Origin of the sequence: Parabacteroides gordonii MS-1 = DSM 23371 (assembly GCF_000969825.1) — a bacterium.
GTDB classification, from domain to species: domain Bacteria; phylum Bacteroidota; class Bacteroidia; order Bacteroidales; family Tannerellaceae; genus Parabacteroides; species Parabacteroides gordonii.
The window spans coordinates 656,562-681,933 of record NZ_KQ033919.1 but is presented as its reverse complement, the minus strand read 5'-3'; the positions used below and the strand labels follow the sequence as shown (position 1 = coordinate 681,933).

At 42.0% G+C, this 25,372-nt stretch carries 18 protein-coding genes; 6 read left to right on the top strand and 12 right to left on the bottom strand.

All coding sequences use genetic code 11. The features are described 5' to 3' along the window. Positions 1–28 precede the first annotated feature (28 nt). The 10 genes from HMPREF1536_RS02640 to nrfH all read right to left on the bottom strand — a co-directional run bounded on the left by HMPREF1536_RS02640 (position 29) and on the right by nrfH (position 16,625). On the bottom strand, positions 29–1,600 hold the full coding sequence (locus HMPREF1536_RS02640; protein ID WP_028727832.1) for a RagB/SusD family nutrient uptake outer membrane protein: 1,572 nt from the start codon (positions 1,598–1,600) through the stop codon (positions 29–31). Positions 1,601–1,619: 19 nt separating this feature from the next. Then, positions 1,620–4,619: a SusC/RagA family TonB-linked outer membrane protein gene (locus HMPREF1536_RS02635; protein WP_028727831.1), complete on the bottom strand. Its 3,000-nt coding sequence runs from the start codon at positions 4,617–4,619 to the stop codon at positions 1,620–1,622. A 309-nt stretch (positions 4,620–4,928) separates the two neighbouring features. Continuing rightward, entirely contained in the window at positions 4,929–8,897 is a 3,969-nt protein-coding gene (locus HMPREF1536_RS02630; RefSeq protein WP_028727830.1) for a hybrid sensor histidine kinase/response regulator transcription factor, read from the bottom strand. A 56-nt stretch (positions 8,898–8,953) separates the two neighbouring features. Continuing rightward, positions 8,954–10,300, bottom strand: coding sequence for a sigma-54-dependent transcriptional regulator (locus HMPREF1536_RS02625; RefSeq protein ID WP_028727829.1), 1,347 nt, complete (start codon positions 10,298–10,300; stop codon positions 8,954–8,956). Positions 10,301–10,380: 80 nt separating this feature from the next. Further along, positions 10,381–11,046, bottom strand: coding sequence for a Crp/Fnr family transcriptional regulator (locus tag HMPREF1536_RS02620; protein WP_028727828.1), 666 nt, complete (start codon positions 11,044–11,046; stop codon positions 10,381–10,383). A gap of 63 nt (positions 11,047–11,109) precedes the next feature. After that, complete coding sequence (locus HMPREF1536_RS02615) at positions 11,110–12,423, bottom strand: alginate export family protein (protein WP_028727827.1); 1,314 nt, start codon at positions 12,421–12,423, stop codon at positions 11,110–11,112. Positions 12,424–12,489: 66 nt separating this feature from the next. Then, positions 12,490–13,284, bottom strand: a complete 795-nt coding sequence (gene ccsA, locus HMPREF1536_RS02610) for a cytochrome c biogenesis protein CcsA (protein ID WP_028727826.1) — start codon at positions 13,282–13,284, stop codon at positions 12,490–12,492. A 14-nt stretch (positions 13,285–13,298) separates the two neighbouring features. Beyond that, the gene (locus HMPREF1536_RS02605; protein WP_028727825.1) at positions 13,299–14,525 is read right to left on the bottom strand and encodes a cytochrome c biogenesis ResB family protein; all 1,227 of its coding nucleotides are present in this window, start codon (positions 14,523–14,525) and stop codon (positions 13,299–13,301) included. Positions 14,526–14,527: 2 nt separating this feature from the next. Continuing rightward, positions 14,528–16,012 (bottom strand): ammonia-forming cytochrome c nitrite reductase, encoded by a 1,485-nt coding sequence (nrfA, locus tag HMPREF1536_RS02600; RefSeq protein ID WP_028727824.1) that lies wholly within the window; start codon positions 16,010–16,012, stop codon positions 14,528–14,530. A gap of 25 nt (positions 16,013–16,037) precedes the next feature. Beyond that, positions 16,038–16,625 (bottom strand): cytochrome c nitrite reductase small subunit, encoded by a 588-nt coding sequence (gene nrfH, locus HMPREF1536_RS02595; protein ID WP_028727823.1) that lies wholly within the window; start codon positions 16,623–16,625, stop codon positions 16,038–16,040. Between the two features lie 95 nt (positions 16,626–16,720). Here nrfH and HMPREF1536_RS02590 point away from each other — a divergent pair, with 95 nt between their 5' ends. After that, the gene (locus HMPREF1536_RS02590; protein ID WP_028727822.1) at positions 16,721–17,554 is read left to right on the top strand and encodes an OmpA/MotB family protein; all 834 of its coding nucleotides are present in this window, start codon (positions 16,721–16,723) and stop codon (positions 17,552–17,554) included. Between the two features lie 117 nt (positions 17,555–17,671). Here the strand turns inward: HMPREF1536_RS02590 and HMPREF1536_RS02585 are convergent, their stop codons facing one another. Further along, positions 17,672–18,196, bottom strand: a complete 525-nt coding sequence (locus HMPREF1536_RS02585) for a hypothetical protein (RefSeq protein ID WP_028727821.1) — start codon at positions 18,194–18,196, stop codon at positions 17,672–17,674. Positions 18,197–19,079: 883 nt separating this feature from the next. Then, a complete protein-coding gene (locus tag HMPREF1536_RS02580) occupies positions 19,080–19,748 on the bottom strand; it encodes a CatA-like O-acetyltransferase (RefSeq protein ID WP_028727820.1) in 669 nt (222 codons plus the stop codon). Positions 19,749–20,080: 332 nt separating this feature from the next. Between HMPREF1536_RS02580 and HMPREF1536_RS28415 the strand changes: the two genes are divergently transcribed. From HMPREF1536_RS28415 to HMPREF1536_RS02560, 5 genes are all read left to right on the top strand, one after another. Then, positions 20,081–20,161: a potassium-transporting ATPase subunit F gene (locus HMPREF1536_RS28415; protein WP_081693321.1), complete on the top strand. Its 81-nt coding sequence runs from the start codon at positions 20,081–20,083 to the stop codon at positions 20,159–20,161. 20 nt (positions 20,162–20,181) lie between these two features. Next, positions 20,182–21,891, top strand: a complete 1,710-nt coding sequence (gene kdpA / locus HMPREF1536_RS02575; RefSeq protein WP_028727819.1) for a potassium-transporting ATPase subunit KdpA — start codon at positions 20,182–20,184, stop codon at positions 21,889–21,891. 27 nt (positions 21,892–21,918) lie between these two features. Then, the gene (kdpB, locus tag HMPREF1536_RS02570; protein WP_028727818.1) at positions 21,919–23,961 is read left to right on the top strand and encodes a potassium-transporting ATPase subunit KdpB; all 2,043 of its coding nucleotides are present in this window, start codon (positions 21,919–21,921) and stop codon (positions 23,959–23,961) included. Between the two features lie 27 nt (positions 23,962–23,988). Further along, entirely contained in the window at positions 23,989–24,564 is a 576-nt protein-coding gene (locus HMPREF1536_RS02565) for a K(+)-transporting ATPase subunit C (RefSeq protein WP_028727817.1), read from the top strand. 105 nt (positions 24,565–24,669) lie between these two features. Continuing rightward, positions 24,670–25,359, top strand: coding sequence for a hypothetical protein (locus HMPREF1536_RS02560; RefSeq protein ID WP_225608077.1), 690 nt, complete (start codon positions 24,670–24,672; stop codon positions 25,357–25,359). Positions 25,360–25,372: the final 13 nt, after the last annotated feature.

The following is a 25,372-nucleotide window of genomic DNA, read 5'->3' as shown; positions in this document are numbered from 1 at the left end:
ATAAAGGATACTTTGTTAACATAAAAAATTAATACATCGGATTCTGCGTCAGTTGCCCTTCACTATTATCCACTTCTATTTGCGGGATCGGCATACGTTTATGTTTACCTATAATGAAATTGTTAAAATCAGCATCCCGGCTTTTCAACTCGTCAATGCCGGCCTGGGTATCCAGAAGTCCCCAACGTTTCAGGTCAGCCCAACGCCAGCCTTCAAAGCAAAGTTCCAGCGAACGTTCCATTTGCAGACGTTTCATAAAAGTATCTTTTGAATTCAGAGAACTTTTCCACTGGCTTTCTGCTAATTTGACAAGTCCGGCACGTTCTCTGACTTTATCTACATACCCGGCAGCCTCTGTAATCGAACCTCCTGTTTCCACAATACATTCTGCATAATTCAACAGGATGTCGGCATAACGCATGATGCGATAATTGTTACGGGCAAAATAGTCTTCCGTTTCACGATAATAAGAAGTATTATATTTACGGATATAGCAATCTTCCTTACTTTGTCCCCAGTTATCCCATTGTGTGTTATCATCTGCATCCGCTATTTTATAATATTTTCGGGGCTGTTCCGGGAAATCCTGTGAGAAGCCGTGATACAAAATGCTGCTATACAGACGAAGGTCATTCGAACCATCAGCTCTTTTCTCCTTTAAGAATTCATCCACCAACCATCTGCGTGCTTTTCCGTCTCCCCAGCCAATGCCACTCGGTGCATAAAATTGTGTACGCTGGAATCCCATAGCCATACTTGCGTCATTACCTGTTCCTCCTTTATTCTGATCGTCAAACTGAATTTCAAAAATACCTTCTTTATTATTTTCATCCAGATCCGTAAAGTTATTTTCTCTGTTATCGATCAATCCGTATAAAGATCCTTCCTTATCTATCAACCATTGAAGTTGTTCTTTGGCCTTGTCGAATTTGTGTTGCTGCATATAAGCTTTACCCAGTAAAGCTTTCGCTGCTCCTTTTGTAGCTCTGCCGACATTGGCTGCATCCCATGCTTCCGGTAGATTTTCTGCAGCAGATAGTAAATCTTTTTCTATCTGTGTCCAGATTTCTTCTTCTGATGCATCCGAAGGCACATAATCAGCATTTGCAGGTTCTAATATCAATGTCCCTTTTTCCCACAGCAAATTGATCTGAAAATACCATAAAGCCCTCATAAAAGAAGCCTGAGCCAATACTTTACTCTTCTGGGCTTCATCCATTTCAATTTCAGGAACATATTGTAAAACCTGGTTACAGCGGTAAATTCCCATGTAGAAGAATTCCCAGTGTTGGTTATTCCCTTCATTGAAATTGTAATTGGTATACAGAAAACGTGTCCAGTCGCCGAGTTCAATCCACGGAGAAGAACTCCATCCTTCATCGGAAGATAAATCGTAACGAAACGATAGCCAACGCATCCAGGTTGGTTCTTTGTAAAGTGCACTATAACAGGCTTTCACTCCGGCTTCTGCATCTGATGCAGTTTTCCAAAAGGTTGGGACAGTTGCTTCATTCGGATTATCTATATCCAATAAATCCGCACTACAAGCTGTACATAATGATAAAGCGCCAACAACTAATAATTCATATATTTTTTTCATATCTTCTCTTGATTATAAATTAAAAGGTTAAATCCAATCCAAACATTACAGAACGGGTGTTAGGGAATGCAAAACTGTCTGTTCCTCTATTCCATACATCCTTATTCACAAAATCAGGATCCAAACCGCTATATTTTGTAAAAGTAATCAGGTTGTTCCCTGCTACATATAAGCGAAGTTTATCTATACCAAAGTTGTTCACTAACTCTTTCGGCAGACTATATCCCAATGAAATATTTTTCATTCTGAAGAATGAACCATTTTCAAGGAAACGATCACTATCCATCGAATTACGCTGGTCGCCATATATGATACGAGGTGTATTTGAATCTTGATTTACCTGATAAGGTTCTTCCCCTTTGTCGTAACGAATGTAGTTCGAGTTATCGGAGAACAAACGTCCCTGCCATTTCGTAACATTGTAAATCTTGTTTCCGAATTGTCCATACCACATCATTCCAAAATCAAAATTCTTCCATTCGGCATTCAGCATGAGTGAGAGTTGCATTTTAGCCCATGGACTTCCACATATTTGACGGTCATCCGCAGTGATATTGGCATTATCATCGGTATCAATATATTTAACATCACCTAATTGAGGACGTTTGCCGTTGATCATGATCGGTTCACCCTTTGAATTCACATAATTGTTAATCTGTTCCTGGGTTTTAAAGATGCCATCTGTTTTATATAAATAGAACATAGATAAAGACTGGCCGATTTCGCTTTTAGCCTGACCTGAGTAATAGACATCTTTTCCATATCCCAGATCTATGACTTTATTGCTTAAGGTTGTTATATTCATATTTACATTATATTTGAAATCTTTTACCTGATCTCTCCAACCGACAGTCATTTCAAATCCCTGATTTTTTAAACTTGCTGCATTAGCTTTCGGAGCTCCTCCCTGATTACCTGTAGACAAAGCAATTGGCATATCGGTTAATACATCATGGGTTTTAGCCACATAATATTCAGCACTCAAACTTAATCGTTGATCTAAGAAAGCGGCATCAAAACCGTAATTCATTGTTTCTTTAGTTTCCCATACCAAGTTGTTATTTACGATTTTAACTTGTGCAGCTCCCGGAACAATAGTTCCTCCCAACAAGGTTACAATACTTTGATTGATCGTTCCTAAATAATCCCATTCACCAATAGATGAATTACCTAGACGTCCCCAGTTTCCTCTGATCTTTAAATCATTGATCCAGGAAATATTAAAAAAGTTTTCTTTTGAAATTCTCCAGGCGGCAGAAACAGACGGGAAGTTACCCCAACGGTTTTCTTTCGATAAACGGGATGTTCCATCACGGCGGAATGTGCCCGTTACATAGTATTTATTATCGTATACATAATTGACGCGGCCTAAATAAGAGATCATTGCACTTTTCTTGATACTGTTAGTATTTTGCTGGTTGCTTTGACCGGCATTAAGTACTGTCAAATAATCATCGGTACCTAACTGTGGAAAGTTCAAACGAGATGCCCATAAGCCTTCCCATTCGTTTTTTTGATAGGTAGTACCTACCACGGCATCAATATGATGTTTCTTGATATCTTTATTAAAGTTCAGCGTATGCTCCACCAACATATTATAGGTATTATCACGTTGCTTCTGACTTTCCGGATCACGGTGTTCCTGGTTCTGAGTCCAGTTACCTTCTCCCCTAAACCATGATTTTTCATAAAAATATAAATCTATACCACCATTGAATTTATAAGATAGAAAATCAAACGGTTTAAATTCCAACCAAACAGAACCATTTAAACGATTTTGTCTTTCTTTCATCTTCTCCAGATTTTCACGGGCTATCGGATTTGTTCCAAAAGTATTATATTTTGCTGCATCTCCATAACCATATCCTCCCGGGTTGTTAGCATCATATACAGGAATTGTCGGCATCATACGAACCACATCATTATATGGGTTTGTCTGTAGAGGGTCTTTGTTTATTAATGAATAAGCCAGATTTTCGCCAAAAGAGAACATGCCTCTTTTACCCTGTGTATTGACACGGAAGCTGTATCTGTCGAAATTATTGCCATAAGAAACACCGTCATTATTATAATAACCGGCAGATACAAAATAATTACCTGAATCTCCACCACCGGAAAGCGATACATTATAATCTTGTACTAAAGCAGTCTTAAATACTTCATCTTGCCAGTCTGTATCAAATTCAGAATGCTGTTGTGTTGTTGTAATACTGGCAATGCCATCTTTTATTGCTTCATTATAGGCAATATCATTATACTTCCTATATTCGGCTGCATTCATTAAATTATAGCGCGGACTCCATTCCAATGTTTCCTTTACACTGAGACCCACTTTCATCGGGCCTTTAGTACCCTTTTTTGTTGTGATAATGATCACTCCGTTTGCTGCACGCGAACCATAAATTGCTGCTGCCGAAGCATCTTTCAATATTTGAATAGATTCTATATCTGAAGGGTTAAAATCCACACCCGGCGAAGTGATCATTCCGTCTACTACCCATAATGGGGTATTGTCACTTAATGAGCCGACGCCTCGAATTTCGATCGAAGCATCTTCACCTGCTTTACCGGTACTACGGACGTTTACACCTGTAGCCAGCCCTTGCAACTGATTTGCGATTGTTCCGGCAGCACTTTTTTTCATTTCTTTTGTGTCTACAACAGCTACCGCACCTGTTAAATCTGACTTTTTCACAGTCTGATAACCAATCACGACTATCTCTTCCAATGCTTTGGAGTCATCCACCATCACTACATACAATGGGTTTCCTTTATACGTCATCTCTTGAGAAGTCATACCTATATATGAGAAAACTAATGTATTACCACTTTCTCCCGAGAGAGAGAACTTTCCATCAAAATCAGTTGTCGTACCGACAGTTGTCCCTTTTATTAAAACATTAACACCGATCAACGGCATTTTTTCTGCATCCACTACTGTACCGGAAATAGTTACATTCTGGGCAAATGCTGTTGCCGTAAATACAGTAAAAAACAGAACTAATAATTTCTTAATCATTTTTTATAGAATTAGATTTTAAACTTTGCGAAAGCCGACCTTCCGCCTTTTCAGTTAATCAATATGTATGTGTTTTTTACATACATGAAATGTAAAGATTCAAAGATTACAATACTTATGTCATAGGCTTTTCTTTTTTCACGGTATTACTTATTTTTGTTTAGAACTCTTGGTCGCAAATGTATTTCAATATGACAATAACAGCTACAACTATTTTTCCAATTAATACAATAATAGAATCAAAAAACGCCTTCAGAATATACTCTGAAGGCGTTTGACCCTATTGTTCTATTTTATGATCAGATCGTCTTATTTCACAAAATCCTTAGGTAAGATACCAAATTGTTTTTGGAAACATTTGGTAAAATAGGATGGAGTATTGAAGCCTACCATATAGCAAATTTCATTTACTTTACATTCTCCTTCTTTTAATAATTGTGCTGCTTTCTTTAATCGCTCCAAACGAATGTAGTCGTTCGGAGTCATATCTAATAAGCCTTTTATTTTGCGATTCAAACTTGACCGACTCATATTTAACAAACCTGCCATATCGTCCAAACTGAAATCAGGATTTTGCATATTGTTCATAGTAACATCATTCAGTGTTTTCAGAAATGTTTCATCTGCTTTTGTCATAGCCATTGTATTTGTTTGAACAAATGGAGAATGTGCAAAGGCTGCATGCAATTTCTCACGATTCCTAAGAAGGTTTGCTATAGCCACTTTCAGATATTCAACTGAGAAAGGTTTGTCTACATAAGCATCTGCACCGGATTTTAAACCATCAATTTTTGATTGCATAGTAGTCTTTGCTGTCAATAAAATAATCGGTATGTGGCTGTAATTCAGATCAGACTTAATATGGTCGCACAACTCTAACCCGTCCATTTCCGGCATCATTATATCCGAAATCACTAGATTTACCGTGTGATTTTCAAGCACATTCAAAGCTTCTACTCCATTTGTAGCCGTTAAGACCAAATAAACCGGAGATAATTGTTTTACTACAAACGATAACATTTCCGGATTGTCTTCCACGATCAATACGGTATGGCGATTCTGTTTCTGAATTGTTTGTGGCTCTTCTTTTAAAATATTCTGAGTTTCCCGATCATTTTTCATTACTGCGATTGTATGTTCCTGATTAAGGGGTAAAGTTAAAAGGAAGCAATTATGCTCTACCGAATCATCCATTGATAATGTTCCATCATGAAGTTCTGCTAATGAACGGGCTAGGGCCAACCCAATACCTGTTCCTGATACCATATTCGACATACCATCTTTATATTGAATAAACGGTTCAAAAACCTTTTCCCGCATATCCAATGGTATAACATTGCCATCATTACAAACAGACAATACAAAGGTTTCATCTATAGTATTATGCAATAACTTCACATGAATATAGGTCTCAGAGTATTTTATAGCGTTTGAAAACAAGTTGCTTACTATCTTTGTCAGACCTTCGCGATCTACCGAGGCGTACAATTGTTTAGGATAATCAATTGTGAACTCCAATCCTTTTTGACGGGCTAAAGGGGTAAAACGTGTATATATTTGTTGTAAAGATTCCGCAATATCACAATTGACAAAGTTCAGCTTAAATTTTTGAGTCTCTGTTTTCCTGAAATCGAGCAACTGGTTGACCAGATCTAACAGACGGTTAGTATTCAGATCCATAATTTCAAGATCATCACGTATTTCCCCCGGTACGTTTTGAGAAACCAGTACATTTTCAAGTGGGCTTTTTATCAATGTCAACGGAGTTCGGATCTCGTGTGCCACATTTGTGAAAAAGTCGATTTTAGCAGTGTACAATTCACGTTCTTTTTCCCGCTCAAACTTTTCCATCGCTTGTTGATGCTTTTGTCTGTTTCTCTTTCTGAAATAATAAATAACCCCAACTATGGAAATTATAAGCAATAAGAAATACAATATATAGGCCCAGGTAGACAAATAAAAAGGAGGGCATATATGAATCTTCAAAGTACGCTCAATTTCATTCCACTTACCGTCACTATTTGAACCTTTCAAACGGAACAGATAAGTTCCATAAGGTAAATTTGAATAATTAATCAAAGCATTTCGTCCCACAGTATACCATTCCTGATCAAACCCTTCCAGTTTATAAATCAGCTGATTCATTTCAGGAGCCTGATAGCTTAATGCGGCCGTATGAAAAGAAAAAGAATTTTGATCAGCATCCAACTCTATTTCTTCCGAACAAGTGATACTTTTCTTTAATGGAGAATTATCCCTGTTAACAGGAAGTCGTTTATTAAATAAAAAGAAATCCGTAATGACTACGGGAGGAATAAATCTATTTTCAACAAATGTTGCCGGATCAAATGTTATAAAACCGTTTATACTGCCAAAATAAAGATGTCCTCTCTTGTCTTTATAGCCCGATTGATAATTGAACTGATTGCTGAGTAACCCATTAGCCGTAGTATACACCCGCTTATAATTAGTGTCCGGATTGAAACAGACCAACCCGTTGTTTGTTGTTAACCAGAAATTCCCTTGGTTGTCTTCCAACATCTTATAAATAATATTACAAGGAAAGCCTTTTGAGATATCATAACGGGTAAAATCTTCTGTTTGAGGATTGAAACGACAAAAACCTGCCCCTTGAGTCATAAACCATAAACGCTTCTGGCTATCTTCATAAATACTAATAACCTTATCATATGGTAAAGAAGTTGAGTCATTATGCTGGTAAACGAAGTTCTTCCATTCTTTACTATTGATATCATAGCGAAACACACCATTTGAGTAAGTGGCTAACCATAAATTACCATTAAAGTCTTCCAATATGTTATAAACAAACATATTGGTCAGTTCCGGGATACGTGTAAAATCATCTGTAGCACGATTATATTTTAATAACCCTGATGTAGTACCGATCCATAAATCTCCGGTCGTAGTTTTGTATATGGAAAAAATATTGTTCGCATCCAGAGAGTTAGCGTCAAGACCTTTCTGATAATGTTTAAGTTGTTTTGTGGATAAGTCTATACGTACTAAACCTCCGGAAAAAGTCCCGACCCACAAATAATTATTGTCCAGGCACAAACCATGTACATTATGATAAATTAACGGATGTTGAAATCGTTTTATCTCTCCTGTTGTGGGATCAAAATGAAACAAACCTTTATCTTCCGTTCCGATCCATAAAGTACCATCATTGCTTTCACAAAATTCACGAACACGACGTCCAAAGTTTTCAATATTTTCTCGTGGATAAAACTTTTCGAAATAAGTCCATTGCCGTGGATAATAATTCACCCCTCCAAAATAAGAGCCAATCCACATACCTCCTTCTTTATCGCGATACAAAGAATAAATTGCATTATCAGATAATGCATAGGGATCATATTCATTTGACTGCGTCAAATGAATATGACTTTCTTTACTCAAATCATAAATATATAAACCAGACTCTGTTCCTACCCATAGTTCCTTATCTGATTTAAACTGAAGATCACGGACATAATAATTCAACAGCCGGCGAACTTTACGCGTTGTCATATTGACTTCTGTCAATCCATTGGAAGAACCGATATACATACAATTGTGGGAGCCTATAATCCGGGTATTTATTATATCATCTTTAAACGGTTCATTGCCATCAACATCTTTAAAAGAAACAGGCTTGGTCTTAAAGTTATCTTCTGTATAGTATAGATTATCATCGTATAGACTAAACCAGCAAGTATTTCCATTAAACCAAAAACGGGTTACATTGGCTAATTTGTTTCCATGTTCATCTCTATCTAAATAATTAGTCAGTTGTTTATCCTGAAGGCGATAATGGAACAATCCCTGATAATCTACGGATATCCATATATCATTATTCTCATCCTCCCCAATCATAGTGACAGCTCGTTCAATCACACTCCCTGTATTGCTAACCACATCAAAACGGGTAAAAGTTTCTAATACAGGGTCGTATATAAATGCGCCGGCATCAGTGCCAACCCAGATTTTACCTGCTTTATCTTCATAGAGAGCCGTTATAAAGTTATTACCTAAATCTGTTTCTTCTTTTTTGAAAATACGAAAAGATAGTCCATCGAAACGGTTTAATCCGTCCTTGGTTCCGAACCACATAAAGCCTTGTTTATCCTGCAAAATAGTATTCACGGTATTTTGAGAGAGACCGTCTTTTATATCCAGTGTTTTAAAGTAATAATGAATATTACTCTGTGCGTGAAGAGTGAACACACACAGGAAATACAGATAAAAAACAAGATTAAAAACCCAAGGTCTTTTCATGATATCATACTGGTATTAAATGGTTCAAAACAATAAACTGTAGCTGAAGCATATTGCTATAACTGCAATTTATACTCTTCTATCTTTCGATACAACGTAGTCAGGCCGATACCCAGCAAACGGGATGTCTCGGTCTTATTGCCGTTCGTGTATTTCAGTACCTTCTGGATATGCATTTTTTCAACTCCGCTCAAGTCGAAGCCGGAATAGGAACCGGAATTTGCCATTTCAGGATGCTGCAAGTTCAACGGGAGCGACTCCGGAGTGAGCGTATTGCCATCGGCTATGATCAGGCTGCGTTCAACAACATTGCGGAGCTCACGCACGTTTCCTTTCCAAACATGTTGTTTCAGGATATTGATATATTCAGGTGAAATAGTTTGAATAATCTTACCCATCTTGGCAGACAGAGAGTCTACAAAAGACTTTATGTGAAGCGGAATATCTTCGATGCGTTCGCGTAGCGGCGGCAGGTGGATTTGAAACACCGACAAGCGGTAGAATAAATCTTCACGGAAATGTCCTTCGGCTATTTCCTTCGACAGATCACGGTTTGTTGCTGCAATGATACGCACATTTACTTTGATAGGACGGGTATCGCCTATCTTGATGAACTCTCCCGTTTCAAGTATACGAAGCAGTTTTGCCTGTAAGTCGAAAGCCATTTCGCCAATCTCGTCCAGGAAGATCGTACCATTGTTCGCCTCTTCAAATAAACCTTTTGTTTCTTTCAGGGCACCGGTAAAGGCTCCTGCCTTATGACCGAACATTTCACTTTCCAACAAGTCGCGGCTAAAAGAAGAACAGTTGATCGCAACGAAAGCTTTTCCTTGCCGGCTGCTATCCTGATGGATGGATTGTGCAAAGACTTCCTTTCCCGTTCCTGTCTCACCTGTCAGCAAAACCGGAACATCCGTCTGAGCGACTTTGCGTGCCAACGCCATCGCGTCCTGGATAGCCGGAGACTTCCCTACAATCGTATGAAAAGAGTATTGTTGCCCTACCGGTGACTTTGATGCTTTGAACTGGTTATAAGCCGCCGTTGCTTTTTCTGTTGCTTTTGCAATTAACGGAAGGATTTTATTATTATCGTCCCCCTTGGTTATATAATCGAAAGCTCCGTTCTTTATAGCTTGAACGCCATCGGGGATATTCCCGTGTGCGGTAAGTAAGATCACTTCTGAAAGCGGACGCAGTTTCTTGAGTTCAGCGACCAACTCCACGCCACTTCCATCCGGCAGGCGAACATCGCACAGCACGACTTCCGGACTTACTTGCTCCAGTTGTTTCAATCCGGCTTTGCAGCAAGTAGCCTGAAAGACCTCATAGCCTTCCAATCCGATAATACGTGACAGTAAATTTAATATTTGTTTCTCGTCGTCAATAATCAATACTTTTCCCATCTTGTCCGGTTTCTAAAAACAACAGCAAATGTACAATATTATTCGTTTCTACAAGAGGGCTATATATTATTATGTGTATTTTAAAGCAGACTGATCAAGGCTTGCTTATTTAGTATCTTTACTTTTCCACGGGAAATACTGATGAAGCCGCTGTCAACAAGTTTGCCTATTTCTTTGGAAAGTGCAGGACGCGTCACACCGAAATATTCTGCCAATTGCACCTGATTATGCTCCATATCCACTGTATCCTGCCCTTCTTTCAGGTGATCCAGTAAATAATATATATAACGGCTACGGATACCCCGGAAAGATAACACACGGAGACGAGTCATGGTGCATTTGTTACAGCTCGTGCTTACACACAAGAAGTTATGAAGCAGCAAAGGCATAGAATGCATCATTTTGAAAAAGGATTCTTTCGCTATTTTCATTAGAACGACATCTTCTTCAACAGAGAATGTGGCAGGGAAGAGGTTCTTTTCGGAAAAGACATGTGGTGTAGCAAAGGTGCGTGGAGCCTGGATCACCTCTACCCGGACTTCTACACCGGAAACATCGACTACATCTACGTTCAGTTTACCTTCCAGCAATACATGTATAGCCTGACAAGGGGAACCCTGATGTATAATGGTTTTCCCTTTTGAATGATTTTCAATTGTATACTCGAGGTTTTCAAGGAAGTCTTCCTGCATTTTCTGCGTAAAGTTCCTGAACAGAGGTATTTTAAAAATATCGGTAATATCCATTCAGTATCGATTTAGTGTCGGAAATGTTTATACAAAGTTAAGAACATTTCCGACACTGACAAATCACCACTTCGCCATAAATATGCGCGGGTTTATGTTTAACGACAGCCAACCCCAGTCCTGCCAACTGTCTTTACTGCCGCCTTTAACGGCCTCCATTGTCGATGTTCCGAACATGGTGGAATATCCTGCGGATAACTTAACATCTTTCATGATCTGCCAGTCAACCTGAAGATCGATCTCAGAACCTAAACCACGGTCTAAATCTTTCTTATCTACTGTCAGATCGCTGGTGATTGAGAAGTAATGGTAGGCTAATGACAAATTTACTTTTGATGAAGCGTTATAAGCCAGTTTCACCTGATTATCCCATAATCCCGGATTAAAACCTGTTTTGAAAGGAGTGGCATAATAATAGTCCATCGCTCCATAAAACTTATGATGTGTTCCATATAATGGATCAAAAGCCTTATAGTCGGCATCTGGGCCGTCTGTATTACTTGCACCGCTCAAATAATCACTGCCAAGAGCTATGCTCCACTGTGAATTGATCTTGTAAGCAGCATTCAAAGCCCAAAGGAAAGCTGATACATCGCGATTAGCCATGTTCTTTCCGAATTCATAATAGAAAGTTCCGCCAAATGTCCAGTCGCCTGGTGCATAATACAGGTTTGTACCGAGTAATTGCATATATTTAGTGTCGGACTTTTGTGTTTCCGGATCACCGGCTTCCAAACCCAGATTCATGAACATAAAAGAAGCATTGAACGCCTTGCTGCAAACATGTTTATACCATAGTGTCTGCATATTCTTATAAGGTTGCGCACCCGGGTTATAATAAGTTCCACCTGCATTCCTGCTGTCATTGTTCTGATTAAAAGCTAAAATCAAATGTAGTTTGTTTTGAGAGTTTTCATACCCTAGCTTTAGAGCATCATGATAACGGCCAGCTACATTCCAGTCTAATCCACCCAAGATACGCTCATCATCATAGATCAGGGATTGGCGACCTAGTTTGGCAAAGATACCATGACCAAAATCAAGCTGTGCCCAGGCTTCGTTTAATATAAAACGACCATTCTTATCAATCTGCGGGTCTTGTCCCCAGACTCCTACATGTTGAGCGGAAAGGCCGAGAGACAAACGATCGCGTTCGTAGTTCATAGACAGGCGAGCACGATTGCTGATAAAGCCTGTAGCATCTTCTCCTTCATAACGAGGATTGGATGCTCCGTTACGGTATTCCGCCCGTGGACGTATCTGGGCACTCATGGAGAATGTGTTCTCCTTATCTTTAGCTGCTTCGTTTTCGTCAGCTTTCATCCACACCGAACCTAATAATAGTAATCCGGAAAATACAATCATCCGTTTTTTCATATCGATTATGTTTTAAGTTATATAAGTTCAATACTATACTAATACAATACACAAAAAGAATTCCTTTTATTCCATATTATAGACATGTACACTGTTTCCCTGTGCCGAAGGTAGGTAATTTACCCCAAACCAACATATCTGCAACAGGAAAAAGGCGAAGACTAACAATCCAAGAGCTGTCTTATATTTCATGCCCTTATGAAGCCTGAAATGAATATACAGCAAGTTACCCAGCCAGGTTGCAGCCGCCCAGGTCTCTTTTGGATCCCATCCCCAGTAATGCCCCCAGGCTTCTTTCGCCCAGAGTGCCCCGAAGAGCATACCGATGGTAAGGAAAGCCGTTCCCACATATACAAGGTTATCACAGAGACTCATCACATTCGAATCGATCGCCGTCTTTCTCGAACGGAACAGTAAATAGACAGCAACAACCGCTGCTGCCCCCAGCATCGCATAAGCAAACATATATACGATAACATGCGGAGCAAACCACGGACTTTGTAAAGCCGGCATCAATGTCTTATTATGTATCTCCGGTTTGAAAATGTTGATACAAATAAATACAAACGATAAGACCGTGCTAAAAGATAAGATCCATTTATACCGCCAGCGTACATAGGTAATGATCCCGGCTACAGGCAGGAAAAAAGAATACCATAAACGAGTTTCCCCCATCGTACGGAGCGGAGGACGTTCGAGCGACAACCACATCCCGACTATGAAAGTCATAAAAACAGCCAATCCCAATATCGTCCACAAAAGTACCTGCCCGAATTTATTCGGACGATAAGCCATTACAGCCCCAACTGCCCAGCAAGCTACAGCAGGCAAGGCGAAATATATAAAATGACTCCAGTCCATAATCGATCCCATAATCATATCGTTTTTGTAAAGAGACATACCGAACCGAGCAACATCATCAGGATGCCGGCATATACCACCGGAAGCCACGGATCCCTAACCAATTCAAAGATACTGGTACGGCTCCATTTCCCTTTTGTTTCATCATAGCTTAACTGATAGATTTTCCATCCGCCTATGCTTAGCGGCTTATTCACTTCGATAAGCGCATCTGTCCGTTCCCCTTCCTTGGTGTAAACCGTTACTTCAGAAGCAAAACGTTTTGGCTCGGGTTCCGGCATTACCAGGCTTACCGAGTCGCTTAACGGCAGAGAAACATAAGGAAACATAAAACTTCCACAACTTACCCAGCCGCTTTTTTCTGTCCCGTCCGTTTTATGCCGGGCTTTCACCATCAAAGCCGTTGTTGCCCCTTCCGAATGGAATGCCACAAAATTCATTGTATCGGTTCCACGTACACAAGCGGCCATCGGCAACGAGTTGGTAACTTCAATATCCCAGTCGAGCAAGCTGCCTGATAACGGAGCCGTTTCTACCAATATATTTTCAGGATTATTTTCCGGTAGGGCTTTTCCGGTCGTATTATCTATCGCCAGTAGTTTGGGTGGATATTCATCGATCGTAAACGATTTCAGTTCGATAGCCAGCGGGAGTTCTACCATTTCACCGGCATCATCCGTTGCACGCCATTCAGGGCCTTCCAACGAGGCAGTCATACGAAGACGTTGCAGATCTCCATTACCGAGAATAGCAGCCAGCAAGGTGATGAACAGTCCGGCATGGTTCAGTATAAAAGGAATATCTTTCAGACGGAAACGGCTGATCTTATGGATCGTAACCAATCCCAATACAGAAAGGAAATAAAGGAACAAAAGCATAAATGGCCACGAAACCGTCATTTGCATGAAACCTAACCCTGACAGTAGTCCCCCGTGAGTAACCGTTGCCGAGGGAGCCATCTGCCGGGTAAGTCCCATGATGATAACCAAAACCATCCAGGCCGTTAAAGACGTAATACTCGCCGTCAGGCTGTAAAACCATTGCAGGACAACGGCTTTACGGCTCGCGACATAAATCATTATCAAGAAAAACAAATACACTCCACCTGCTAAGGCGTTGAGGGGATACTGGAAAAGGGTCGCATCCACCTTCCCGGTTGTCAGTTGCAGAACGACTCCGGTAATGAACAGGCCGATACTGATCGCCCATCCTTCGGTATATCCCCACGGTTGCTTCCACATAATCAGATCTTATCAGCTAATCGTTTGTTCGCTTTTGCTTCTTTGATCCATTCGGGCACGACAGTGTTGAGGAACTTTTCCTTTGCCTGGCGCTCTGATGCAATATCTAGACCGATATACTGCTGTGCTTTATCTTTAGTAGAGATATCCGGCATCGGAACCTCATCCATGTAACCTAATTTAGCCAACACTTTAGATACAGCCAAACGAGCTTGCATCGTCTTATCCAGACCATTACCCAGGATGCGCTGTATTTCCTGCGGAGCATGGAAGGCTCCTCCGTGAGAAGCAACACCGAAGTCCCAGCGCCACTGTGCCTGACGGAGCAACTTCAATACCGGAGCCATTTGATCTTCCGATGCCCCCTTATCCCATGCAAACTTAGCTTCGATATGAGCTTTTGCCAATTCAGCTTCCAGGCGGTTACGCATTTCGTTCGCTTTGTTCTGACGTTCGTAAACATTGTTACGCAAAGTCTCTTCACTTTCGCGGTGACAAACCTGACAGGTACGGTCGATCATGGCCAACGGGCTCATAATATGGTGGTCGCTGTACTTCACGCCACCTTCGCTCTTGTAAGGCATGTGGCAATCGGCACACGATACGCCGCGCTGTGCGTGGATACCCATCATCGACAACTCATAATCCGGATGCTGTGCTTTCAGAATCGGAGTACGGCTCAACTTATGTGTATAGTCTGCGAAATCTTCTTCATCATAATAAGCTTCCATATCTTCCACGGTGAACCCTTTGTCCCACGGGAAAGTCAGGTATTTGCCATCCCCTTTGAAGTAATATTCCACATGGCACTGTGCACAAACCAACGAACGCATTTCCTGTTGGGTAGCTTTCGTAATATCACGTCCCTGACGCTGGAATGCTTCGATCAAGGCCGGACGGCTGATCTGCAGGTTCATTGTAGTAGGCTCGTGGCAATCGGCACAACCGATCGGGTTCACGATCTCGTCACCCATAGCCGCCCATTTTGCCTTATAGAAATTATCCACGCCGACAGCCTGCATCATACGGGGAACATCCGGACTTTTACAAGTCCAGCAAGTAGCCGGTTGAGGGCCTTCTTCGGGTGTCATCGGAGAACCGACACGCAAAGTATGACGCATATCATCGATCGCATGCATATGTCCGCGGGGAGTAGAATAATCTTTAGAGAAGGCATATCCTGCCCACAGGATCACCATTTCGGGACGGGCAGCCAATACGTCGACCGCCTGGCTTCCGTTGTACTTACTTTGGAAACTGGTATCCATCGTCTGTGTCCATGTGTCATATTCACGCGGATAGTTCGGCTGGAACTTTTCGTTCACCGCCTCGATCCCTGTGATTTCCACCTTCTTATTATTCATAACACTGGCGATCTCCGCCCTCCGTTCGTTGATCGAAGCGGCCAGTACACCCAGTACAAAAACGACTACCATTGTTCCGGCGAACAATAACCAGCCTTGCCATGATTTAAGTTTCTTTTCCATATTCGTTGATTTTTATTTATTCGTTTTACTTCAGCATATCTTTCAGCCATTCAGGCGTATTGGTTTTCGGGTAAGGAACAATGGCCGACGGGGTCGAGGAGAGGCTGTTCGAACCGCCGTGAGGCACATCGCGGTGGCAATCCCAGCAAGCCTTTCCGTCGCCTGCCATTGCCATATTGTGGTCGATCCGTCCGGTATTAACAAACTCGGTATTCAGTTGCGTGTGGCAACGGATGCAGTTGTTCATAATCACTTCGGCACTTTCGTCGATGGCCTTGATCACCTGCGGTTCGCCGCGCATCATAAAAACAGTGGCATGGCGCATACCGTCCATTCCTTTGAAGAACCATTTCTTCGCAGCATTTTCGTGCGGCACATGGCAGTCGTTGCAGGTGGCGTTACGGCTGTGCGAACTATGGTTCCAAGTGGCATAATAAGGCCCCATGATATGGCAGTTCACACAGGTAGACGGCTCATCAGACAAGTAACTCCAGGCCTTCGATACATAAAATGTATAAAAGCCTAAACCGCAGATCGCTCCCCCGGCAATAATGGCGAACAGTTTCCACCGCCTTGTGGGGAGAATCGAGTTTATTATCTCTTTTATCTTCATACAGCCTTAATTAAAGTTTAATTGATTGCAAATATCTTAATTCGGATACAAGTAAAGTGTAATAAATATTACATTGCACGAAAATTATGCATCAAATGAGAAAAGTTTTATTCATGGCAGTTTCCGCACTGCTGATATGCACATCATGTGTAACGAAAAAGAAATACTTAGAGGCTGAAAACGGGCGGCTGGAAGCTATCGGCCGCGGCAATGCATTGCAGGAACAACTTGTCGACTGTAAAGATACCGGTGACAAACTTAATGAACGGCTTGCCGCTCTCCAGCGCGATACGGTTCGGATGGGTAACAACATCCGTAATTACCAGACAATGCTCAATTCGAACATGACACAGCAAGAGAAACTGAACGCTCTCCTTAGCCAGAAGATGGAAGAACTGAACGAACGTGAACGGACGATCAACGAATTGCAGGACATGATCAATGCCCAGAATGAGAAAGTTCAAAACCTGCTAAGCAGCGTAAAGGATGCATTATTGGGTTTCGGCAGCGACGAACTGACCATTACCGAGAAGGATGGTAAAGTATATGTTGCCATGTCGGATAAGTTATTGTTCGAGTCGGGTAGTGCACGTGTAGACAAGAGGGGTAAGGAAGCATTGGCTAAATTGGCTGAAGTCCTCAACAAGCAAACGGATATCGATGTATATATCGAAGGCCATACCGACAGTAAACCGATCAACACGGCGCAGTTTAAGGATAACTGGGATTTGAGCGTGATCCGTGCAACTTCGGTTGTCCGCATCCTGACAAAAGATTACGGTGTTAATCCATTGCAGATACAGCCTTCCGGCCGCGGGGAATATATGCCGGTTGCCGATAACGAATCGGCTGAGGGACGCAGCAGGAACCGCCGGACGGAAATTATTATGGCTCCTAAATTGGATAAACTTTATCAGATGTTACAATAGTCGCTTTACTTTTCTCTTGATAGAAAAGTAATAAAAAAAACAAGGTTCCATCAGCTTCACTCTTCCTCTACATTAAATGTAAAGATGACCGAAAAGCCGGTGGAGCCTTGTCTCTTCTTAGTTGTTCTTCCTCTCAATTTCAAAAGCAGTCCATTCCAGTTCTTGGGGTGAACAAGGATACCAAATATCCATATCTTCCCCACCCTGTTCTTTTGTCAAATGGATCAGATAAGTATATATTTCCAAAAATATACGTCCATTTCGATCCTGTATACTGGAATAATAATTACCTATATCAGTCATTTCCGGTGTTGAATATCCCATCCTCATATCAGTAACCGGAAAAAGCATTTTATCTTCTTTTTCTTCCACTTTTACCATTGCTTTATGAATATAATATAGATATGATTTATCATACCCGGACTCCTTTACAACCAGTTCCGGTAATGTTCCTTTATAGACATTCAAAGCATAACAAGTATTAAAACCTTTTATAATCAGACTATCCCCGATTTCTATCGGCAAATAGGTTATTTGAGGTTCTGAAGGATCTACTTTATCTGCTGACTGTAAATCATCCTTTGAACAAGCCGCTAAAACCAAAACAAGCAACAGGCTAAACACAAAACATTGTTTCTTCATATAATTATATCATTAATATTTATACTAAAAACGGCATGCCTTGTTTTATATTGCATGACAGTAATATTATGTTTGTAAGACTATTCATTACAGGCTTCTGAATATTCATCAAAATATATCTTTACTAGTTTACCCTTTGACGGAATTAAAGGATGTTTTTTTATAAAGATATGAGCTTCGAAGCTGATAATGACTGATACAATTGTTTTTGGTGCAGTTGCTCAGGATTACTGACTCTAATATATTTAGACTCTGATTGAAATATTAATTTGATTTATTCTAGTGCGATAATCTGTCATAAAGTTTATTATATGGCTGTTTTAGTATCTGGTATGTTGGATGAATTGATTGAATTAGAAAAAGGATGATTACAATATTTAACAGTATTGCCATTGATATCAGTTCCTAAATCTCGTTTTAAACGAATTTGAACTTCGTTTAAAACGAAATTATTTTTCTTTTAAATGAAGTTAGGGTTTATTTAAGATGAAATATTTGTTAATTATGGTTGAATGCGATCGTTTTTGGATGATTTTATCACTTGATATTTATGTTATTTAGCAGAATTGTTTTCTGGAAGAGATGAAAATGTATGTGTAATTTAAATGACATATTTATGTGGAGACAGCTTTTTATAACCACTTTGTTTGTTTTATATCAACAAAATAGAATAAAAGCTGTATTTGCTTTGTAAAAAGCAGAATAAAGATGTTTTCAATCTTCTTTAGAATTGAATAAAAAACAATATGTCTAATCAGAGGTATGTACAGCCTGCTGACGATAAGGGTAAAATGACATTTTGATAAACAGAGTCAAATATTAGCTGTTTTGATTTTATTGCTAGACTGGATTATAGAAAGATAAGCCATCCCACTCAATTCCCTTATTTCAAGAACTCTTCCGTCTTTCGGAAAAACTCCGCAATATGTGCCCCGTCCACAAACCCATGATGTACGTAGATTGCAACCGGGATAACCAGCTTCCCTTCATGGGTCACTGCTTTTCCTACATTCAGCAGCGGATAGCTGGAGCCGCTTTTTCTTTCCTGCGTATAAGTGATAGAGGTAAAATAAAGGTCGGGAGTGGCACTTACCAGAATGACGCTATACCGGCTGTCTTCCGTTGCGATGTTTTCTGGCTCGTAGGGATCACCGTCTTCCGGTATCGTGTCGATGATGTGGCGCGCTTCTTTATAAAAGGTATCGAAATCCTCTATCCAGGGGATTCTCACGGTAAAGAATTTTCCATTTTGGTGCATACGTATCGGGCATAAAACGTCGACAGTATCATAACAGATAATCTGCCCGCTATTATTTATCCTGAACCGTAACTCCTTTATTTCATTGGCTGCCCGCAGGATTGCATACAAATAATGGAGGAAGAACGACTGCCCGTTCTCCTTCGCCCGCTGTCTGGCTCCGGAACATTCCACCTCGGAAGTGATGGATATGCTTGGATTTTCAAAGTTTCGGAAGAAATTGAAATTCTCTTTTCGTTCCCAACTCTCAAAATCAATGATTTGCTTCTTGGGATAAACAGGTTGTGAGTTCATTGTATATACTATGTTTTACAGATTGATTACAAAGATAGCTATTTCATTTTGATAAGCCGACCTTTTCAAAATGGAAGGGTTCTTCTTCCTGCTTATTTTTTCAGATAAACTATATCTTATTGATAACCTTTGTGTTACATGATTTGCCTGTTTTCTGGCACGCCTTTGGAATATAAGAAGGCGAACGAATAATAGTAACAATAAAAAAAGATTGAATTATGAATGACTATGTATCTTTTGGATTTTTATGTGTAGTGGGAGTGGCCTGCTACTGGTTTTTCTTTAAGTGTGTAGATTGGTTTGAGAAGATTTAAAAAAAGAAGGAGGAAAGGATGTTTACAGCTTTATTTATACTCTGTGTAGTAATCTTCGGGTATCTGATGTATGTGTTGATCAAACCCGAAAAGTTTTAATCGTAATTTAAGGTGAAAAGATGAATACGGAATTAATCGGTAGTATTGCGCAAATCGTACTTATGGTCGTATTGGCCTACCCGCTGGGGATGTACATTGCCAAAGTATATAAGGAAGAGAAGACTTGGCTGGATTTCATGGCTCCCGTTGAAAAATGGATTTACAAACTTTGCGGGATCAACCCGGATGAAGAAATGAACTGGAAGAGTTTCCTGAAAGCTCTTCTTACGATCAATGTTTTTTGGTTTTTCTGGGGAATGGTGCTGCTCTGCACACAGAAATACTTGCCGCTCAACCCCGACGGTAACGCAAGCCAGAGTCCTGATCTGGCATTCAATACCTGTATCAGTTTTATGGTGAACTGTAACCTGCAACATTATAGCGGTGAAAGCGGCTTGACCTATTTTACACAGTTGTTCGTTATCATGCTGTTCCAGTTCATTACGGCGGCAACCGGTATGGCGGCACTGGCCGGAGTCTTTAAGGCGATGGCGGCAAAGACGACGAATACGATCGGTAACTTCTGGAATTATCTGGTGAAAAGTTGTACCCGTATCCTGTTGCCTATGTCGCTGATAGTCGGTTTTATCCTGATCCTGCAAGGCGTTCCGATGGGATTCGACGGGAAAATGGCCGTGACGACTATGGAAGGAACGGAACAACTGGTTTCGCAAGGGCCTACGGCTGCGATCGTCCCTATCAAACAGTTAGGAACCAACGGTGGTGGTTATTTCGGGGTGAATTCTTCGCATCCGTTGGAAAACCCGACCTACCTGTCTAATATGGTGGAATGCTGGGCTATCCTGATCCTGCCGATGGCGATGGTCTTTGCACTGGGCTTTTACCTGAAGCGTAAGAAACTGGGCTATACGATTTTCGGTGTGATGCTGTTTGCTTACCTGGCGAGCGTGGCAATCAATACATATTATGAGATGAACGGCAACCCCAGGATAACGGAAATGGGGATCGACCAAACCTGCGGGGCGATGGAAGGAAAAGAAACCCGTCTGGGCCCGGCTGCCACTGCACTTTGGAGTTGCACGACAACGGTAACATCCAATGGCTCTGTGAATGGTATGCACGATAGCACGATGCCGTTGTCAGGAATGATGGAGATGCTGAATATGCAGATCAATACCTGGTTTGGCGGTGTAGGAGTAGGATTTATGAACTACTATGCTTTCCTGATCATCGCAGTCTTTATCAGTGGGTTGATGGTGGGACGTACGCCGGAATTCCTCGGAAAGAAAGTGGAAGCACGTGAAATGAAGATCGCTACGATCGTGGCGCTGGCTCACCCGTTCGTGATCCTGATCTTTACCGCTATTTCCAGTTATATATATGTCAATCATCCCGCTTTTGTGGAAAGTGAAGGAGGGTGGCTGAATAATCCGGGCTTCCATGGCCTCAGTGAAATGCTTTACGAATATACATCGGCTTCAGCCAATAACGGTTCGGGCTTTGAAGGATTGGGCGATAATACCTGGTTCTGGAATTTTACAACCGGTCTGGCGCTGATCATTTCCCGCTACCTTCCGATCGTAGGACAGGTTGCCATCGCGGGACTGCTGGCACAAAAGAAGTTCATTCCGGAAAGTGCCGGAACGCTTAAGACCGATACGGTGACGTTTGGTGTGATGACATTCTGCGTGATCTTTATCGTTGCCGCCCTGTCGTTCTTTCCGGCGTTGACATTAGGCCCTATTGCCGAGTATTTTAGCATTTACTAATTAGCTGATAGTTTAATAAAGAATAAGATGAAAGAGAATAAATCCGCTTCTTTGTTTCCGAAGGAGCTTGTTATAGAAAGCATGAAGCAGTCGTTCGTTAAATTGGACCCGCGGACGATGTTTCGTAACCCGATCATGTTTATCGTTGAGATAGTGACGTTTGTCATGCTGGTCGTTACCATCTGGGCTGCTGCTACGGGAGCAGAAAACCAGGGGACATTCGGGTATAACTTATTTGTTTTTGTTGTGTTGTTTCTCACCCTGCTCTTTGCCAACTTTGCCGAAGCGATCGCGGAGGCACGCGGCAAAGCCCAGGCGGACAGCTTGCGCAAGACGCGGGAAGAGACGCCAGCCAAACTGGTTATCTCAAACGGCTCTGTCTCTGTGGTGAGCAGTTCCAAGTTGAAGAAAGGAGATATCTTTATTTGTGAAGCAGGCGACACGATCCCGTCGGACGGTGAAATAATCGAGGGTCTTGCCTCTATCGACGAAAGTGCGATCACTGGTGAATCTGCTCCGGTAATCCGTGAAGCCGGGGGCGATAAAAGTTCCGTAACAGGTGGTACGAAAGTACTTTCCGACCAGATCAAAGTGATGGTGACTACCCAGCCGGGCGAGAGCTTCCTCGATAAGATGATCGCGCTGGTGGAAGGTGCTTCCCGGAAAAAGACGCCGAACGAGATTGCCCTGACGATCTTGCTGGCTGGCTTCACACTGGTATTCGTGGTTGTTTGTGGTACATTGAAACCTCTTGCTGATTATTCGAATACGCAGATCACTATTGCAGCTTTCATTTCCCTGTTCGTCTGCCTGATCCCGACAACGATCGGCGGCCTGCTGTCGGCTATCGGTATTGCCGGAATGGATCGTGCCTTGCGTGCCAATGTCATTACCAAGTCGGGAAAAGCGGTGGAGACTGCCGGGGATATCGATACCTTATTATTAGATAAAACGGGAACTATTACGATCGGTAACCGTAAAGCGACACAGTTCTATCCGGTAGCCGGTATCGACGAACAGGCATTCGTACAGGCTTGCCTGCTGGCTTCCCTTTCCGATGAAACGCCCGAAGGTAAATCGATTGTCGAACTGGGACGTGAGAAAGGTATCCGCATCCGCGACCTGAGCACTTCCGGCTCCAAGATGATCAAGTTCACGGCAGAAACCAAATGTTCGGGTGTCGACCTTAAAGATGGTGTCCGTATCCGTAAAGGTGCTTTCGACGCAATCCGCAGGATGAGTGAAGCGGCCGGAAATAAATATCCGCAGGAAGTGGCCGAACTTGTACAGAAAATTACGAGCAACGGCGGTACTCCGCTGGTCGTTTCGCAGGATGACTATATTATCGGTGTGATCGAATTGCAGGATATTATCAAACCCGGCATCCAGGAACGTTTCGAACGTTTGCGCAAGATGGGAGTAAAGACGGTAATGGTTACCGGAGATAATCCTTTGACGGCAAAATATATCGCTGAAAAGGCGGGTGTAGACGATTATATCGCCGAAGCCAAGCCCGAAGATAAGATGAATTATATCAAGAAAGAGCAGGAAAGCGGTAAGCTGGTCGCCATGATGGGTGACGGTACGAACGATGCTCCGGCACTGGCACAGGCAAACGTCGGGGTAGCCATGAACAGCGGTACGCAGGCGGCAAAAGAAGCCGGCAATATGGTGGATCTCGACAACGACCCGACCAAATTGATCGAGATCGTGGAGATCGGTAAGCAGTTGCTGATGACACGCGGTACATTGACTACTTTCAGTATTGCGAACGATGTGGCCAAATATTTCGCTATTGTCCCGGCCTTATTCATGGTGGCTATTCCCCAGTTGGGAGCACTGAATGTTATGCACCTGCATAGTCCGGAAAGTGCGATCCTGAGTGCGATCATCTTCAATGCGATCATCATTCCGATCCTGATCCCGCTGGCATTGAAAGGGGTTGCTTATAAACCGATCGGGGCTTCTGCCTTGTTACGCCGTAACTTATTGATATACGGTGTAGGTGGTGTAGTTGCACCGTTCGTTGGAATAAAATTAATTGATATGGTTGTCAGCCTGTTTATGTAATCAACAACAAAAAAATTAAAGATCATGATATCGAACTTAATAAAGTCATTAAAACTTACAATAGCCTTCTGTGTGCTGTTCAGTGTATGTTACATATTTATATTGTGGGCGTTTGCCCGGGTTGCTACTCCCAACAATGGTAATGCTGAAGTCGTGGAGTTGAACGGGAAGGTGGTAGGAGCTGCGAATGTAGGCCAGTCCTTCACCCAGGATATTTATTTCTGGGGACGCCCTTCCTGCGCGGGTGACGGCTACGACGCAACGAGTTCAGCCGGAAGCAATAAAGGTCCTTCCAATGAAGAATACCTGGCGGAGCTAGAAGCACGTATCGATACTTTCCTCGTACATCATCCGTATCTGAAACGCGCAGAAGTTCCTGCCGAGATCGTTACAGCCAGTGCTTCCGGCCTCGATCCGCACATCTCGCCCAAAGCGGCTTATGTACAGGTTCAGCGTGTGGCTGCTGCGCGCGGTGTTACTCCCGAACAGTTGATGGCGATTGTAAATGCCAACATTGAAGAACCTTTATTGGGGCTCTTCGGAACGGAGAAAGTGAATGTCTTAAAGTTGAATGTGGCTGTCGAAAAAGCCCTGGGTAAATAAGGATCCTTTACAAAACAAATAAATAACAACATGAAATCAATATTGAAAAAGATGGCTGCCGTAGCAGTGATATTCTCTGTAACTTCTTTGTCTTCTTCTTCCATAATGCAGGCGCAGGTAGGAGAAAAAGATGTAAACTTTACCGTTCAGGGGGATCTGGTCAGTTCATATGTATGGCGTGGAATGTACCAGACGAGTGCGAGCTTCCAACCGACCTTCGGATTGAGCATCGCGGGCTTTTCGCTGACTGCCTGGGGATCGACCGACTTCACCGGAGTAAACGAAAACTCCGGCCTGGGAGCTAAGGAGATCGACCTGACTGCCGCCTATACTTTTGGGAACACCGGACTAACTTTGTCGGTCGCCGATTTATGGTGGGCAGGACAGGGAGCCGGGAAGTATTTTAATTTTAAAAGTCATGAAACTGCTCATCATTTTGAAGGTGCTATTGCTTATTCGTTGCCGGTAGCGAAATTTCCGTTATCAATTGCCTGGTACACTATGTTTGCCGGTATGGATAAGAATAGCCATGATGAGCAGGCTTATTCTACGTATGTGGAGCTGAACTATCCGTTCAGTGTGAAAATGGTCGATCTGAATGTGACTTGCGGGTTTACTCCGTGGAATGCTCCGCAGTATTTGACGAATAGTTTTGCAGTAACGAATGTTGCGCTTAAAGGAACGACCGCAATAAAGTTCAGCGATTCATTTTCTTTGCCTATTTTTGCACAAGCCATTTGGAATCCTCGTCTCGAAGATGCCCATCTGGTTTTCGGATTCACATTGAAACCGTAATACAGAAAGACGG